Source organism: Sphingomonas sp. SP4, from assembly GCF_058313375.1.
This window is the reverse complement of record NZ_JBZFLE010000001.1, coordinates 102,963-118,965: the sequence shown is the minus strand read 5'-3', so window position 1 is coordinate 118,965 and position 16,003 is coordinate 102,963. Positions and strand designations below refer to the sequence as shown.

Here is a 16,003-nt window from a genome sequence, read left to right as displayed (position 1 = left end):
CCCCGCGCGTTGAACCGGTCAAGCTGAAGTTCCGGGGAGGCCGATAAGGCTGACTTGTCGCCCATAATCGGCTTCTCCGCGGTGCGTGGCCCGGCGGTAGCTGAAGAAACGGCCGGGATCGGCATAAGTGTCGAGGTTCAGCAGCTCGACCTGTTCGATGCCTGCAGAGCGGAGGCGGTGGCCGACATAGCCGGAAAGATCGAAGTGCGGCTTCCCGGAAGGGCCATCGACAAAAAAGCGCTGATTCCCCGCCCCCGCTTCGATGAAGCGATCGCGGAAGCCTTGGTCCACTTCATATGATGGCTGCGCGATGCAGGGCCCGACGGCCGCCCGGATTCGCTCGCGCCTTGCTCCGAGCTTCTCCATCGCTTCGATGGTCGCGTCCGTGACGCCACCAATGGCTCCGCGCCAACCCGCATGGGCCGCGCCGACGACTCCGGCTTCGGCGTCGGCAAAGAGTACCGGCGCACAATCCGCCGTCAGGATGCCGAGTAGAATTCCTGTGCGATCCGTGACCATCGCGTCTGCCTGCGGCCTCTGATCCTGTGGCCATGGCTGCTCGACGTAGACTGCATCGGGGGAGTGGACCTGGTGGACGGTCGCAAGCTCCGCTCCGGGCAAGACCGCGTCCACGGCCCGCCGGCGGTTCTCAGCGATTGCTTGCCGATCGTCTCCGCTGCCGTAACCGACGTTCAGGCCGCCGAGTTCTCCCACCGACACTCCGCCGCTGCGGCCGAGGAAGCCATGCGGGACGCCGCTCAGGCAGAGTGCGCGAATGACCTCGACGCCGCTCACAGCACCTTTCTCATAATGATATCTTCATCGGCCTGGTTGCCGACCATGAAGTCGTAGCGGCCGATCGCGATGAAGCCGTAGCGCTCATAGAAGCGCTTCGCCCGATGATTGTCGGTGTAAACGGTCAGGTAGAGCTCGTGCGCGCCGCGCCTTTGCGCCTCCTCAAACGCCCAATCCATCAGCTCGGTAGCAATGCCACTGCCGTGATGATCTTTGAGCAGATAGAGTTGGCGCAGTTCCATCGCGGGCGCATCCGGTTCAATCGGCAAGGTCGACGGGCCGAGCTTCACATAACCGGCCGGCTCCCCGTCCGCTTCCGCGATACGAAACGCGTAAGCAGGATCCTCGATCTCTTCCCGCCACGCTTCAGGCGTGAACTTGCCCAGGAAGGCCTCGAGGTCTTCACCAGAATAGAGATGCGCAAAGGTGTCGCAAAAGCTGTCGCGGAAAACACGATCGATGGCCGGAATGTCGGCTGCCGAGCCGGTGCGATACGTGACGGTCATTCGAATCCTGCGGGTTCTGGCCATTCGGGCGAATGAATGGCGACGACCTTGAACAGCTCACCCATCTGCTCGCCGCCCGTGAGCCGCTCAATAGCAGTTTGAACGTCGGCCGCACGGTCGGGATTGGCGCGGGACAGCGCCTGAGCCCGCGATTCTATGCCCAGCCGGATCAGCCAGTCGCCTTGGTTGGCTAAAGTTGTGACGGAAGCGCCAGCTCCGCGCGCCGCTCTTTCGACGACTTCGAAGTCGACGTGGGAGGTCAGATCCTGCTCGCCTGGATCGGCAAGCACCGGCGTGAAGCGATGGTCGCGCAGGGCCTGCAAAGTATCGCCGCGCCCGCTCCTTGCGTGGCCGTAGTCGATGAACAGGGCGACGCCGCCATTCTTCACCACCTGGCGGGAGATCGTCCGCACGACTTCCTCGCGGATGGGCGAGAGCTCGATAATGTCTCCGTCGCGATCGAAGGCCAGTCCGCCGGCCAGCGTCGTCACACGCCGCTCCGTCCCATGGACGAATTGTTGAATCGGCAGCGCGTCGAGAAATTCATTGGCGACGAGCAGCAGTGGCCTCTCGGGAAGCTCGTCGATCGATTCATGCTCGTGAGCGTCCGGCACGGCTTCCTTCTGGGCGGAGCGCAGGACCGGACTCGTCTCGACCAGGTGAACCTCTCCGGAAAAGCCCGCGCCGCGCATCACCCGAATCGCATCGGCAGCCAATGTGCCCCGCCCGGGGCCAAGCTCCGCATATGCAGCCCCCACTGGCCGTCCTGCCCGCGCCCAGCAATCCGCCAGCGCCGCGCCAACCATTTCGCCGAACATTTGGCTGATTTCCGGCGCGGTGGTGAAATCGCCTTCCGTGCCGAACGGGTCGCGGGTTGTGTAGTAATAAGCGTTGCAAGCTTCCATGAAGGTCTCGACCGTGATCGGACCTTCCGCCTGAATCCGGTCGCGCAGCGCCCGTTCGAGCGGCGTCACGCGACCGAAGCGGTCCCTGCCGTGGACTCGACGCGAACCCTGCGCCTCTTGGCGGTCAACATCAGATAGAGACCGCCCAGGATCATCGGCAGCGACAGCCACTGGCCCATGTGGAGTCCGGCGTTCTGGAACATCGTCCCTGCGAATTGGGCGTCGGGCTCGCGAATGAATTCGAGGCCAAAGCGGAAGATGCCGTAGAAGAAGACGAACGCGCCAACGAGCTTGCCCGGCTCGTATCGCGCCTGAGTCTTCCAGAACATCCACCAAAGGATGCCGAACAACACGAGACCTTCGAGGACGGCTTCATAGAGCTGGCTCGGGTGGCGCGGCGGACCGAGCACCGACTGGCCGAACGCGTTCACTTCCTGAAAGCGGATCGCCCACGGAACGCTCGTCTGAGCGCCCCACAGCTCCTGATTAACAAAGTTGGCGAGGCGGCCAAAGCCAAGTCCAAACGGTACGCAACAGGCGACGTAATCGTGGATGCGAAGCCAGGAGAGCTTCTGCTTCCAGGCGAAATAGAAAATGCCGAGCGAGGTGCCGATGACGCCGCCATGGAAGGACATGCCGCCGTCCCACAGCTTGAAGATCTCGATCGGGTGCCGGAGATATTCGCCCAAGTTATAGAAGAGCACATAGCCAAGGCGACCGCCCAGGATGATTCCAAGGGCGGCGTAGAAGACCAGGTCGTCGGCATGGCGGCGGGCCAAGGGCGCGCCGGGCTGCTTCAACAGCTTCAGCAAGTACCAATAGCCGATGAAAATCCCGGCGAGGTACGCAAGGCTGTACCACCTGAGGTCGAACGGCCCGATGTGCAGAGCCACCGGCGAGAGGCCGAGATCGCTGAACTTCGTGAACCCGGAGTAATCGTCGGCTTGCAAGGACTTCCCCATCAATGGACAGCGCCTCATAAGGCGGGTGACGGCAAAGGCAAAGGAGAGCGGTCCGCAAATGCCGAGTGAGCTCGACCTGAAGTTCGACGAGACCCTGGCGGCGGTGGTGGGCCCAGGAGGGCGCATCGTCCTTGGCGAGGATGGACAGGGCAACGCCATCGTCACCAATTTCCCGGCAACGATCGGCGATCTCTTCCGCACCTTCTGCGCCTTGAATGCCGAGGCGGAAGCCGTCGTGGCGGGCGAGGAGCGGCTGACGTTCGCCGATCTGGACCGGATTTCCGAGCGGGTTGCTCGAGCGCTCGTCGCAAGAGGGATCGCCAAAGGCGACCGCATTGCCATCGCCATGCGCAACTGCCCGGCCTGGATCGTGACCTACATGGGCATCGTAAAGGCCGGCGCGATCGCGACATTGCTCAACGGCTGGTGGGAACCGCTCGAAATGGAGCATGCGGTCCAACTGAGCGAACCCAAGCTGATCATCGCCGATCCATCGCGTGCGAAGCGCATCGCTGCACGCTGCGATGAGAGCAAGCTGCTGTGCCTGCCGATCGAGCTGCCTGTTGAACAGGCGGTGGCCGAACTGCTCGCGGCTGGAGATGCGGACCTTCCGGAGATTGGGCCGGAAGACGATGCGACCATTCTCTTCACTTCAGGTTCGACAGGTGAGTCGAAGGGCGCGCTGTCGACCCATCGTGCCGTCACGACTGCGACCTACGCATATTCGACCGGCCTAATCGTCCTGCTCGGAATCCTGACAAAAGAGGGCCGCCCGCCCGCGTCTCAGCCGTGTACTTTGCTCAGCGTCCCCTTATTCCATGTGACAGGCGAAGTGCCGGTGATGATCAACAGCTTCGTCGTCGGCCGCTGCATGGTGATCATGCCCAAATGGGATGCCGGCGAGGCGCTGCGGCTGATCGAAAAAGAGAAGATCACCTATTTCGTCGGCGTACCGACGATGAGCCTCGAGCTCATGAACCACCCTGACCGTCACAACTACGATCTGTCGTCGCTGACCGACATCACGGCGGGCGGAGCGCCGCGGCCGGTAACTCACGTGGAGCGGCTCAAAACCGAATTCCCGCATGCTCAACCGGCGCTCGGCTACGGGCTCACCGAAACCAACGCGGCGGGCTGCGCAAATTATTGGGGCAATTATGCCGCAAAGCCCGCTTCTACGGGTCGGGCGCAGAAGCCCTTCATGGATGTCGCGATCCTTGGAGCCGGCGACAGTCACCTGGCAGCTGGCGAAGTCGGCGAGATCGGCATCAAGGGTGCTGCCAACATCAGCTGCTATTTCCGCAATCCGGAAGCGACCAAGACGCTGTTCACGGCCGACGGCTATGTCCGCACCGGCGACGTCGGCTATCTCGACGAAGACGGCTATCTGTTCATCGTCGACCGCAAGAAAGAGATCATCATCCGCGGCGGAGAGAATATCTCGGCCGCCGAGGTGGAGGCGGAATGCTACGCCTGCCCCGAGGTGGATGAAGTCGCCGTGTTCGGCGCCCACGACGACCGGCTCGGCGAAGTGCCCGTCGCAGTGATTCATTCGAAGAATGGCTTGTCGGAAGAGGGCTTGCGCTCTTTCCTCGAGGAGCGGCTCGCGAAGTTCAAAATCCCTGCCCGGTTCGTGTTCAGCGCGGAGCCGCTGCCGCGCCTCGGAACGGGCAAGATCGATCGTCGCGCTCTGAAGGCTCAGTACGCGAATTGAATATTGATCGACGGACATTGCTGATTGGCGGCGGGGTCGGAGTGGGTCTGATCGTGGGCTACGCTTTGTGGCCGCGCGGGCTGCACAGCGATCTATCCACAAGTCGCGGCGAGCAAGCGTTCGGCAATTTCATCAAGATCTCCCGTGACGGGCGCATCACAGTCGCCGTTCCGCAGGTCGAAACCGGCCAGGGGGTTTGGACAGCACTGCCGCAAATCGTCGCCGACGAGCTCGGCGCAGCGTGGGAGGCCATTGCGGTTGAGCCTGCACCGCTGACTTCCGCCTACGCCAACCCACTCGCCAAGTACGAGGGCTGGCCGAAGGACATCCGGATCACCGCGGGTTCGACGTCCATTCGCGCATTCGAGCAGCCGATGCGCGAAGCAGCTGCGGTGGCACGCGAGATGCTGATCGGTACCGCCGCGGATCGCTGGAACATCACGCCCGAGGAGTGCGACACGGCGGACGGATTCGTGATGAACCGTGGCCGAACCTTCACCTTTGGAGAGCTTGCTGAGGAAGCAGCGAGCCGCTCCGCGCCGCACAAGCCGCAACTTCACCAATCCGCGAAGTCCCGACTGATGGGCCAGCCGCTCCAGCGCCTCGACGCTCCGGCAAAGGTCGACGGAAGCCTCCGCTTTGCCGGCGACGTGCGCCTGCCGGGAATGCTGTTCGCCTCCGTGCGCATGGCTCCTCCGGGCGGGAAGTTGAGAGACTTTTCAACGGAGGCGATCAAGGGCGCTCCCGGCGTTCGCCATGTCGCACGGCGGGACAGCTGGGTCGCGGTGGTGGGGGATAGCTGGTGGGCCGCCGAGCGCGCGATCAAGGCCGCGGATCCCGTTTTCTCGGGGACGCGCGGTGGTGCCGACATGCGGGCCCTGTTCGAGGAAGCGCTCAACAATGTCGAGGCGAACGAATGGCTCAGCCGGGGCGATTATGACGCCACCGTCCGCGGTTCACGCCCTTTGGCGGCGACCTACTATGTTGCGCCCTCACAGCATCTCGGGCTGGAGCCGGTAACTGCAACCGCAAGGGTCGCGAACGGCTCGGTCGAGGTCTGGGCGGCGACGCAGGCTCCCGGCTTCGGTAAGGCGTTCGCGGGTGATGCGGCGCTATATCCCCTGCCGGTCGGCGAACCTGCGGGACGCGCACTCGAACCGGACGCAGCGCCCATCGTTGTCGAACTTGCAACCGAGTTGAAGCGGCCCGTGCAGGTCACTCTTTCGCAGAGCGCGAGCCAGAACCACGATCGTGTCGCGCCTGGCGCACTGGCCCGCATGACAGCGTTACCCGCGGCCGGCGGCCTGACCGCGGCGTGGCAGATGCGGGTTGCAACCGCCGATGGACTTGGCTCGGCGCTCCGGCGGCTAGCTGGCGAGTCTTCGTCGGGAAAGCTGGAGGGTTCGGCACTCGACGGCGCAGCGCCGCCCTACGCAATTCCCAACGTCCGCATTGACGCGATCAATGCCGCCTTGCCCTTCGCACCGGGTTACATGCGCGGATCGCCGCAGCGTGAGCTGACCTTCTTCACCGAAAGCTTCATCGACGAGTTGGCGCGCGCAGCAGGCATGGAACCGCTCGCCTTCCGGATGTCGATGCTCGGCAGCGACGCACGGCTGGCCCGCTGCTTCCAGGGTGCGGCGCGACTGGCGCAATGGGACGGCGGCGGGCCGGGAAGCACGATGGGAATCGCGGGCTGCTCTGCCTACGGTTCGCACATCGGACTCGTTGCCAATGCGAGCATCGGCGACGACCAGCGCGTGAAAGTTCATCGTCTGGTCGCAGCGGTCGATTGTGGGCGCGTCGTCAACGTCGGACTCGTCAAACAGCAGATCGAAGCCGGGCTGGTCTGGGCAATCGCTCAAGCGAACGTTGCCTCGCCCGAATGGGTCGCAGGCATGCCGCGAGCGCGCCCGCTCGGCAGTATCGGTCTCCCGCGCATCGCCGACACGCCGCAAATCGTTGTCGAAGTCATTCCGAGCAGCGAGGTGGCGGGCGGCATCAGCGGGCTCGGCACAACGGTTCTTGCGCCTGCCGTGGCCAACGCAATTTTCGCCGGCACGGGCAAGCGCATGCGTTCACTACCTTTCGATCCGATGGGGGCCGCGTGAATCAGCCCTCGAATCATCCGCCGATTCCCGAACACAAAATCGGCCTGCTGCTCATCAATCTCGGCACGCCGGACGCGCCGGAAGCACGCGCCGTGCGTCGTTACCTCGCGGAATTTCTCAGCGACCCGCGGGTCATTGAAATCCCGGCGATTGCATGGAAGCCGATCTTGCACGGGATCATCCTGCGAACGCGCCCGCGTCGTTCGGCCGAAGCTTACAACCAAGTATGGACGAACGAAGGTTCTCCGCTGCGCGTCATTGCGCATCGCCAGGCAGATGCGTTGCGTCATCGACTGCCGAGTGTGAGCGTGCATTACGCGATGCGTTACGGTCATCCCGGCATCGCCGCGGCACTCGACAATATGGTTCGCGAAGGCTGCACGCGAATTCTCACTGCCCCGCTCTATCCGCAATATTGCGCAGCAACGACCGCGACCGCGAACGATGCAATATTCGCGGCTCTGGCCCGGATGCGCTGGCAACCGGCACTGCGTACATTGCCGCCGTACCATGATGATCCGCTCTACATCGAAGCACTGCGCGCGAATCTGACGCGGCAAATCGAAGCGCTCGATTTCGAACCCGAACGATTGCTGCTCAGCTTTCACGGAATGCCGAAGCGAACGCTCGAACTTGGCGACCCCTATCATTGCCAGTGCCGGAAGACTGCGCGCCTGCTTTCGGAAGTGCTGGGACGCGGTGTCGATGTTTCATTTCAATCGCGCTTTGGCCGCGCGAAATGGCTGGAACCGGCCACGGATGAGACGCTCGCGTCTTATGCTGCAAGCGGCATCAAGCGCATCGCCATCGCTGCACCCGGTTTCTCCGCCGACTGTCTGGAGACACTCGAAGAGCTCGGCATCCGCGGCCGCGAGACATTTCTGCACGGCGGCGGCGAGCAATTCGCGCTGCTCGATTGTCTCAATGATTCGCCTGAAAGCATCGACATGCTGGAACGTCTAATCTCTCGCGAACTTGCAGGCTGGGTACAGCAGTCATAAGCGCAAGCGTCGGAGAGGAGACAGACATGGCTCGAGTAGCGATCGTGACCGGCGGAACGCGCGGAATCGGCGAAGCAATCAGCGTGGCGCTCAAGGACATGGGAATGCAGGTCGCGGCCAATTATGCGGGCAACGACGAACGTGCGCGCGAATTCAGCGAACGCACCGGCATCGCGGCATACAAGTGGGACGTGTCGGACTTCGATGCCTGCCAGGAAGGCGTGCGCAAGGTCGAAGAGGAACTCGGCCCCGTCGACGTACTGGTCAACAATGCCGGAATCACGCGCGACGCGACGATGAAGCGCATGGACCACCAGAAGTGGCAGGACGTCATGGATACGAACCTCGGCGGCTGCTTCAACATGGCCAAGGCCGTGTTCGACGGCATGACCGGCCGCGGGTACGGACGCATCGTCAACATCGGCTCAATCAACGGCCAGGCCGGTCAGTACGGGCAGGTGAATTATGCTGCGGCAAAGTCGGGCATCCACGGCTTTACCAAAGCGCTCGCGCAGGAAGGCGCGCGCAGCGGCGTCACCGTCAATGCGATCGCCCCAGGCTATATCGACACGGACATGGTCGCCGCAGTCCCCGAGGAAGTGCTCGGCAAGATCGTTGCGCGCATTCCGGTTGGACGCCTCGGCCAGGCCCAGGAGATCGCTCGCGGCGTCGCGTTTCTGGTCGATGAGAATGCCGGCTTCGTCACGGGCTCGACGCTTTCGATCAACGGCGGCCAACACATGTACTGATGGCGGAGGCCGCTTACGCTCCGCCTACCAAGCGCTCGGTGCTGATCGCCGGTCACGCGACCTCGATCAGCCTTGAGCCGATTTTCTGGAAAGCCTTGGAGGACGCAGCGCGCGAGCGCGGTTGTCCAGTGAATGCCTTGGTCGCGCAGATCGATGTTGAGCGGCTCGACGCGAAGCACCCGCCGAACCTGACGTCTGCGATCAGGCAGTGGCTTTTTGCGCGGCTGCCAGAATCGCCTGAGTGAAAGCTGCCCCGCCGTCATCGGCGTGCTCGAGAAACAGAGCCGGTTCGATCAGCTCTAACTCCATGATGCGGAGCGTGCCTTCATCGTCGGGTACGATGTCCACCCGCGCATAGGTCGCTTTGGCCGGAGCAGCAGCAAGCGCCTGCTTGGCTAGCTGTTCCGCGCCTGCTGGCGCGCTCGTCGGATGAGTTTCGCCGCCATATTGCGGCTGCACGCGGAAATCCCCGGGCGTGGGACGCTTGACGACTGCATGGCTGAACTCGCCGTCGAACAGCATCAATGAGAACTCGCCGGTCTTCGCAATCTCTCCAATAAGCGGCTGGACGATCATTGGCCGAGCGCGGCTATCGTCGGGCAAGTCATCGTGCGGCCCGAGCCGGTGGGTTCCGGTCGCGCTAGCGGACACCGGCGGCTTGATCACCAGCCAATCGCTACCGAAGTGCCGCCGGGCCTCCTCAAGGTCGGCATCGCAACACGCCTCGACTGCCAGCGTCGGCACCGTAGGAACACCCAGTTCGACGAGCTCCGCAAGATACGCCTTATCGCTGTTCCAGCGCAGCAGCGCGGGGGGATTGATCATGCGTGCACCGGACGCCTCGACGTGGTCGAGAAACGCTAGCCAATCCTGGTAACGCAGGTGGTAGCCCCAGGCGACCAGCGGAAGGATCAAGTCGAAGGCCGAAAGGTCGCGCGCCGCCGTCCAGGCGAGCGGCTCGACGTGCGCACCAGCCGCGATCAGCGCTTGTGACTCCACGTCGAACGCCCAGTCCCACGGCTCCGGATATTCCGGATCGGGAACCAGGAAGGCGATGCGCATTAGCGTCCGAGGAGGATGCGGGCTTGGCCGGCGATCTGTGCAAGCATTGGCGCGCTGACGTGGCCCTCGGCGTGCGCTCGACCGATCAGCTGGCGGAACTGGGCAATCCGCGCCTGCTGGTCGCCAATCCATGCGTCGACTTCGACTGCTGGATCCCCCTTGCGCATGCGTGCAAGGAATTCGATCCGAAGCTGCTCAAAGTCACGGGCCAGGCCTGCTGTAAGCAGACGCTCCCACTGGTCGGCCGGAATGAAACGAGCGACCTGCTGCTGCGCCCAGTCGAGGCCGAGTGCCTCGCCAAGCCGCGTGTAGGCTCGGGTGAGCTCCAGCTCATCCGCCTTCTTCTTGGTCGCGAGCGCCGCAATGCCAAAGACGCCGTCCAGCTCGAACAGGCGGACCAACCCGCGAACGATGTCCTCGCTCGCGCCGAGCGCGATCAGGCGGTCGCGACGCGCGGCAGCTTCGTTGCGGACTTCCGCTCGGATAAGCTTGGTCGCTGCATGCGAGATCTTGCGAACGCCTGGTTCGAGCAGCTTGCACATCAGCTCGACACGCGTCTCTCCGCCGACTGCACGAATGATGTCGGACAGGTGAGCGCGAACGCTCGCAGCAGCGATCGAGAAGAGTTCGATGCGTACCGTTTCCGGCAGCGCGCCTTCCTCGATTTCGGTCCAGAGCTTGTCGAGGTCGAGCAGTCGCTCGGCAACGAGGAACGCCGCGACGACCTGCTGGAGCGAGGCACCTTCTTCTTCCGTGAGATCGAAGGCGACGCCGGGTCCGAGCCTATTCACGAGACGGTTGGCGACCTTGGTCGCGACGATCTCGTTTCGCAGCCGGTGCGCGCGGATCGCATCCGCATGCGCCTTGCGCATCGGCTTCGGGAAGGCCTCGAACAATTGCGGCTCAATCAGCGGGTCTTCCGCCGGGCGCAGGTCCTCAGCCGCGTCCTGCAACACGAGCTTGGAGCTCGAAAGCACAACCGCCAGCTCGGGCCGCGTAAGACCGCGTCCTTCCTGGCTGCGGCGGATGAACTCCTCGCTCGACCCAAGTCCTTCGACCTTGCGGTCCAGGCGCCCGGCCGCTTCCAATAACTCGATTGTGCGAACGTAGCCGGGAACGGCCTTCACGCCGCCCGCTTCCGCAATCGACAGCGCCAAGCTCTGCAAGCGATTGTCCTCGAGCACCAGCTCGGCGACCTCGTCCGTCATCTTGGCGAGCAGAGCATTGCGCTTTTCGAAGGACAGCCGGCCGTCACGCATTTCGCGGTTTAGCGGGATCTTGATGTTCACTTCGTTGTCGGAACAGTCGACACCCGCGCTGTTGTCGATGAAGTCGGTGTTGATGCGTCCGCCATGCTCCGCGAACTCGATGCGTCCCGCCTGCGTAATGCCGAGGTTCGCGCCTTCGCCGATCACCTTTGCGCGCAGGTCGACCGCATCGGCCCGCAGCGCGTCGTTCGACGGATCGCCCACGTCGGCCTGGTTCTGCGTCGACGCCTTCACATAGGTGCCAATGCCACCGAACCACAGCAGGTCGACGGGTGCTTTCAGGATGGCGTTGATCAGCGTCGCCGGATCCACCGTTTTCTGCTCCAGCGCGAGGGCGCGCTGCGCTTCCGGGCTCAAAGTAATCGACTTCTCGGTCCGGGGATAAACGCCGCCGCCCTTCGAAATCAGCTCTCGATTGTAATCGTCCCAGCTCGACCGCGGCAGGTCGAAGAGGCGCTTGCGCTCCTTCCAGCTCGTTGCCGGATCCGGCGTGGGATCGATAAAGATGTGGCGGTGATCGAAGGCCGCGACCAGCTCGATCGTCTTTGACAGCAGCATGCCGTTGCCGAACACGTCGCCCGACATGTCGCCGCAGCCCGCAACCGTGATCGGATCCGACTGAACGTCGACGCCCATCTCCAAGAAGTGGCGCTGGACGGAAATCCACGCACCGCGCGCGGTGATCCCCATCGCCTTGTGATCGTAGCCATAGGACCCGCCGCTGGCGAAGGCGTCGCCGAGCCAGAAATTGCGGTCGAGCGCGATTTCGTTGGCAATGTCGGAGAATGTCGCGGTGCCCTTGTCGGCGGCAACTACGAAATAGGGGTCGTCGCCGTCGTGGATCACGACGCTCTCGGGATGCACGACCTTGTCGTTGACGAGATTGTCGGTGATCGAAAGCAACGAGCGGATGAATATTCGGTAGCTCTCTGTACCCTCCTGGAGCCAGCCGTCGCGGCTACCGATGCCTGGCAGCTGCTTGGGATAGAAGCCGCCCTTGGCGCCGGTCGGAACGATCACCGCGTTCTTGACCAGCTGCGCCTTCATCAGGCCGAGGATCTCGGTGCGGAAGTCGTCGCGCCGGTCCGACCAGCGGATGCCGCCGCGAGCGACCGGACCACCGCGCAGGTGGATTCCCTCGACACGCGGGCTGTAGACCCAGATCTCCCGCCACGGCACTGGCGCCGGAAGGCCGGGGACCAGCGAACTGTTGATTTTGAACGCCAGCGCTTCGGCAGCGGCGGGCGCAAAAGCATTGGTACGAACGATCGCTTCGACGAGCGCTCGTAAGCGGCGCAAGATCCGGTCGTCGTCGATCGAACGGACACGGGCCAGCGCCGCGTCATAATCCTCGCGGTAGCGCTCGATCTGCTTCTCGCGGTTCTTGGCCGCCGGATCGTGCGACGCGGTGAACAGGCCGATCAGTGCCTGCGTCGCCGCCGGTGCCCGACGAAGCGCATCGACGATCGTGACGAGGCCGAAGCTACTTCCGGTCTGGCGCACGTAGCGGAACCAGGCGCGAAGCCAGACCACTGCCTCCATTTCCAGGCCTGCGTAGAGAACGAGCTGGTTGAACTCGTCGTCCTCCGACACGCCGCGAAGCACCCCGGCGATGGCCGTCTCCACCTGCGGAAGGCGCGCGACGATCGCATCGAGGTCGCCTTCGCCGCTGATCTCGACGCGGAAATCGTGAATGTAGCCGTTGCCGCCCGTAAGCGCCGTCGGCATTTCCTCAAGAACGCGGAAGCCGAAATTCTCCAGCACCGGAACCGCCTCCGAAAGCGGAATTAACCCGCCCTTACGGTACATCTTCAGCCGGAGCTGTCCCGGCGCATCGGTGTCACCGCGCGAGATGCGCACGTCACGGCTGTTGTCGTCGGTGAGCTCGCACAGGCGAAGGATATCCGACGCACCTTCCTCGGGCGCCGTGCGGGCGCGGTAGCCGTCCGGGAAGCTATTCATGAAAGTCAGCGCAAGACGCGTAGCGCGTGACGCCCCTGCGGTAGCGATGAGCTCAGCTTCGACCGCCGGTGCCCAGCCACGCACCATTTCCACGACTGCAGCGTCCAGCGATTCCGAGTCCGGATCTGGCGCGCTTTCGTCGATATATTGGGTGTAGCGGATGAGCGCGAGGTCGCCGTCGCCAAGCTCTACCGACCAGCTCGTGACTTCGCGCCCGACTTCCGCAGCCAGGAGCATCTCGATCGCCGTGCGCCTAGCAGTCGTCAGTTCCTCGCGCGGCAGCCAGACGAAGCTGAACAGCTGTCCCTTTAGGATGCTGCGCACCTGCACCAGCGCGGGCCGCGGGCGGTCGGCAAGCGACATCGCCATCATCACCAGCTTGCGCACGGACTCGTGATCGACCGTGATGAGCAGGTCGCGCGGCAGCGAAGCGACGGCGTGGCGGAGCGCCTTCCCGGAGTGCCCCTTGGAATCGAACCCGAAGTCCTTGTCGAGCTGCTGGAGACGGCGGCGCAGTACCGGCACGTCCTCCGGCGGAACTCGAAGCGCCTCGCTCGTCCAAAGACCTGCGTGCACGCCAATTCCGGTGACCTTGTTGCCTTCCTTGATCGGCACGACGACCAGATCGAGGGGAACGCGGCGGTGGACAGTCGACTTGCGCTCCGCCTTGGCCATCAGCGGAACTTCGCCACCCTGCTCGAAATAGCGCATCGCACCGAGGCACCCGCCTTCGTCGGTAGGTGCGCCCGGGATGCTGAAGATGCCGAGCGAATCCGAGGGCTGCTCATAAGGCTTTTCGACATGGTAGCCGAGCAAGGTCATTGCCCCGTCGGCGAACCAGTCGAGCAGAGCCGCGCCTTCCGAGTCCTCGATGGCCTTCGCGTCTTCGCGCATCTTCGACTGGAGCTCATGCCAGTCGCGCACTGCCAGGCGCACGTCTTCCAGCACGCGCCGAAGGTCTGAGGCCAGTTCCTGGCGCCCCCGCGCGTCGGCGCGGTCCAGCTCCAGGTACATCATGGATTCACGGCGGCTCTTGTCGGAGCAGAGCGGCTCGACGCCAAGCAGATCGCCCTTGTCGTTGCGGGTGGCACAGACCACCGGGTGAAGCAGGCGATGAATGGACAGCTGCCGTGCAGCGACGGCGTTCGCGACGGAATCGACCAGGAACGGCATGTCGTCGTTGACGATGCCAATGCGCATCCGCCGGTTACCAGCCTCGCCGCCAGTCGATTCGATCTCGAGCGCAAGCTCGCCGCGTCGGCGCTTGGCAGCAACTTCCGCGAGGAATTGAGCGGCTTCCCGCTCATCTTCCTTGTTCAGTCCGTGAGTCTCGCCCGGGAGGGCATTCCGAGTCAGCGCCTTTTGAATCGACTCGACCAGCGGTGGGTCCAGGCGCGTGTGGGCCGTCATGAAAAGATTTTGCTCCGCGAGTGAGGATGCGCGCGGCCTATAGACCCGGCCTCGCGAGAGGGACAACCCCGCGGAGAGTTAAAGCTGTTAGGCGGCCTTGCGAATGGCGCGCTCGACGAGTGCTTCGTCTTGCACCACGGCCACCGCCTCGTGCGTCCCGTCAGCAGAGCGGCGGGTGACGACGACGGCAAATTCCTCCTCCGCCGAAAGATCGGATAGCTGCACAGCCGGAGCCTTGCGGAGCTTGGCGCGCGCTGCTTCGCCGCGCGTATCAGCCTTAGGCTCCGGGCGACGCGCCTGGCGCTCGGCGGCAACCAGCGCCTTGAGGCCACCCGGCTGCTTTTCGATATAATCCTTGAACTCGCCGAGCCCGATTTCCTGGCGCTGTGCATATGACAGCGCCGCGGCAAATTCCGTGAGACGTGCCTTGTCGTAATCGACACCGAAAACAAGCTTCACGATCGGCGTCATCGGCGCGCGTGCCTGCGCCTTCACGCCCGATTCTTCGAGCAGCTCCGCATATTCGTCCGGATGCAACTGCGAGACGATGGCGACATCGTAAGCGAGCGACAGCGCACGGTAGAGCGCCGAACGCGTACGACCCTCCCCAGCCTTCACGCTCTCAGCAGTTTCGCGCGCCGCCCATAGGCGATCCGCCAAGCCGGCATTCTCGTCGAGAACGAGCTCGGCGACTTCTTCGGGCTCCGCGTCCGCGATAGGACCTTCTTCCCAGGCGAACGGTACACGCGGGAGTGCGTCGCTCTCAATTTCGGCAACTTCGAGTTCGGGCTCTGCCGATGGACCGTCTTCCCAGGTCAGATGTTCTTCAGGCTCAGGAACGAGCTCCACCGGTTCTGGCGCGAATGCGACCGGCTCCGTCTCTGAAGGCACGGTCGGTGCCGCGAAAACCTGTTCGTGGAGGAGCAACACGTCGCTGTCCTCAATCTCGCCCTCGGCCTTTTCCACCGCGACTTCGACTTGCTGAAAGGCGGCGGCTGCGCCGGCCACGTTCTTCCAGTTGATGACGCCGTAGATGAAGTCGATCTGCTCGCCGTCCGACGAGAAGGGCATCAGGATGCCGCGATAGCAGATGTTCTCGCCGCGCTGATTCTCGAACTCGGCTTCGAAGCCTATGGGCGCTCGGTTGGCGATGATCTGCATGTAATGGTCGGTCAGCCGCGACAGCAGCGAACGGCTCGGCACGTCCGCGATGTTGCGGGCATTCTCGCTGAGGCCACATTCCTGGCGAATGCCGCCGCCGATGTAGGGGATGGCGGGATTGGCCTGCCCGCAGGTGAAATCGAGCAGGACGCTATTGCTGGCGAAATCCTCTACCTGCGCGGGCTCGAGATCCTCAATCGAAGGGAAGTCGCGACCGTCGAGGAGCGAGACCCAATAATTGTAGGCGCGCACGTGCATGCGGCGCTCGTCGGTGCCGATGGCGGCAGCGACGTCCTGCGGCGAGGCGCTTTCAGTCGCCTCGCTCAGCTCGAAGTCGCTCGGATGCTCCCGATAACCGTCCATCTACGCCCCACTCCCTTGTATGAGCGCAAAATCG

At 63.6% G+C, this 16,003-nt stretch carries 12 protein-coding genes; 5 read left to right on the top strand and 7 right to left on the bottom strand.

What is annotated here, in order from left to right; translation table 11 throughout:
- Nucleotides 1-18 precede the first annotated feature (18 nt).
- The 4 genes from pgeF to lgt are packed head-to-tail and all read right to left on the bottom strand — an operon-like array spanning nucleotide 19 to nucleotide 3,168.
- Entirely contained in the window at nucleotides 19-795 is a 777-nt protein-coding gene (gene pgeF / locus AC4GYV_RS00620; RefSeq protein WP_491098719.1) for a peptidoglycan editing factor PgeF, read from the bottom strand.
- Complete coding sequence (locus AC4GYV_RS00615; RefSeq protein WP_491098718.1) at nucleotides 792-1,301, bottom strand: GNAT family N-acetyltransferase; 510 nt, start codon at nucleotides 1,299-1,301, stop codon at nucleotides 792-794. The genes pgeF and AC4GYV_RS00615 overlap by 4 nt, the downstream gene beginning before the upstream one ends.
- The gene (locus AC4GYV_RS00610; RefSeq protein ID WP_491098717.1) at nucleotides 1,298-2,275 is read right to left on the bottom strand and encodes a class I SAM-dependent methyltransferase; all 978 of its coding nucleotides are present in this window, start codon (nucleotides 2,273-2,275) and stop codon (nucleotides 1,298-1,300) included. Before AC4GYV_RS00610 ends, AC4GYV_RS00615 begins: the two co-directional genes overlap by 4 nt.
- Nucleotides 2,272-3,168, bottom strand: a complete 897-nt coding sequence (lgt, locus tag AC4GYV_RS00605; RefSeq protein ID WP_491098716.1) for a prolipoprotein diacylglyceryl transferase — start codon at nucleotides 3,166-3,168, stop codon at nucleotides 2,272-2,274. Before lgt ends, AC4GYV_RS00610 begins: the two co-directional genes overlap by 4 nt.
- A gap of 58 nt (nucleotides 3,169-3,226) precedes the next feature.
- On the opposite strand from lgt, the gene AC4GYV_RS00600 reads away from it, so the two are divergent.
- Genes AC4GYV_RS00600 through AC4GYV_RS00580 form a run of 5 tightly spaced genes read left to right on the top strand, consistent with a single transcriptional unit; the run spans nucleotide 3,227 to nucleotide 8,988 of the window.
- Nucleotides 3,227-4,882, top strand: a complete 1,656-nt coding sequence (locus tag AC4GYV_RS00600; RefSeq protein WP_491098715.1) for a class I adenylate-forming enzyme family protein — start codon at nucleotides 3,227-3,229, stop codon at nucleotides 4,880-4,882.
- On the top strand, nucleotides 4,879-6,993 hold the full coding sequence (locus AC4GYV_RS00595; RefSeq protein WP_491098714.1) for a molybdopterin cofactor-binding domain-containing protein: 2,115 nt from the start codon (nucleotides 4,879-4,881) through the stop codon (nucleotides 6,991-6,993). Before AC4GYV_RS00600 ends, AC4GYV_RS00595 begins: the two co-directional genes overlap by 4 nt.
- On the top strand, nucleotides 6,990-7,994 hold the full coding sequence (hemH, locus tag AC4GYV_RS00590) for a ferrochelatase (RefSeq protein WP_491098713.1): 1,005 nt from the start codon (nucleotides 6,990-6,992) through the stop codon (nucleotides 7,992-7,994). Before AC4GYV_RS00595 ends, hemH begins: the two co-directional genes overlap by 4 nt.
- Before the next feature lie 26 nt (nucleotides 7,995-8,020).
- On the top strand, nucleotides 8,021-8,743 hold the full coding sequence (phbB, locus tag AC4GYV_RS00585; protein WP_491098712.1) for an acetoacetyl-CoA reductase: 723 nt from the start codon (nucleotides 8,021-8,023) through the stop codon (nucleotides 8,741-8,743).
- Nucleotides 8,743-8,988, top strand: coding sequence for a ribbon-helix-helix domain-containing protein (locus AC4GYV_RS00580; RefSeq protein WP_491098711.1), 246 nt, complete (start codon nucleotides 8,743-8,745; stop codon nucleotides 8,986-8,988). The genes phbB and AC4GYV_RS00580 overlap by 1 nt, the downstream gene beginning before the upstream one ends.
- Here the strand turns inward: AC4GYV_RS00580 and AC4GYV_RS00575 are convergent.
- The 3 genes from AC4GYV_RS00575 to AC4GYV_RS00565 all read right to left on the bottom strand — a co-directional run bounded on the left by AC4GYV_RS00575 (nucleotide 8,945) and on the right by AC4GYV_RS00565 (nucleotide 15,969).
- Nucleotides 8,945-9,805: an ATP-grasp domain-containing protein gene (locus AC4GYV_RS00575; RefSeq protein WP_491098710.1), complete on the bottom strand. Its 861-nt coding sequence runs from the start codon at nucleotides 9,803-9,805 to the stop codon at nucleotides 8,945-8,947. The genes AC4GYV_RS00580 and AC4GYV_RS00575 overlap by 44 nt on opposite strands.
- Complete coding sequence (locus tag AC4GYV_RS00570; protein WP_491098709.1) at nucleotides 9,805-14,445, bottom strand: NAD-glutamate dehydrogenase; 4,641 nt, start codon at nucleotides 14,443-14,445, stop codon at nucleotides 9,805-9,807. The genes AC4GYV_RS00575 and AC4GYV_RS00570 overlap by 1 nt, the downstream gene beginning before the upstream one ends.
- Nucleotides 14,446-14,532: 87 nt before the next feature.
- Complete coding sequence (locus AC4GYV_RS00565; RefSeq protein WP_491098708.1) at nucleotides 14,533-15,969, bottom strand: PAS domain-containing protein; 1,437 nt, start codon at nucleotides 15,967-15,969, stop codon at nucleotides 14,533-14,535.
- Between the last annotated feature and the right edge of the window lie 34 nt (nucleotides 15,970-16,003).

What these genes read in the sequence shown, in the direction of transcription:
- AC4GYV_RS00615 (WP_491098718.1), bottom strand. Translation starts at nt 1,301, where the DNA reads ATGACCGTCACGTATCGCACCGGCTCGGCAGCCGACATTCCGGCCATC.
- lgt (WP_491098716.1), bottom strand. Translation starts at nt 3,168, where the DNA reads ATGGGGAAGTCCTTGCAAGCCGACGATTACTCCGGGTTCACGAAGTTC.
- AC4GYV_RS00600 (WP_491098715.1), top strand. Translation starts at nt 3,227, where the DNA reads ATGCCGAGTGAGCTCGACCTGAAGTTCGACGAGACCCTGGCGGCGGTG.
- phbB (WP_491098712.1), top strand. Translation starts at nt 8,021, where the DNA reads ATGGCTCGAGTAGCGATCGTGACCGGCGGAACGCGCGGAATCGGCGAA.
- AC4GYV_RS00580 (WP_491098711.1), top strand. Translation starts at nt 8,743, where the DNA reads ATGGCGGAGGCCGCTTACGCTCCGCCTACCAAGCGCTCGGTGCTGATC.
- AC4GYV_RS00575 (WP_491098710.1), bottom strand. Translation starts at nt 9,805, where the DNA reads ATGCGCATCGCCTTCCTGGTTCCCGATCCGGAATATCCGGAGCCGTGG.
- AC4GYV_RS00570 (WP_491098709.1), bottom strand. Translation starts at nt 14,445, where the DNA reads ATGACGGCCCACACGCGCCTGGACCCACCGCTGGTCGAGTCGATTCAA.
- AC4GYV_RS00565 (WP_491098708.1), bottom strand. Translation starts at nt 15,969, where the DNA reads ATGGACGGTTATCGGGAGCATCCGAGCGACTTCGAGCTGAGCGAGGCG.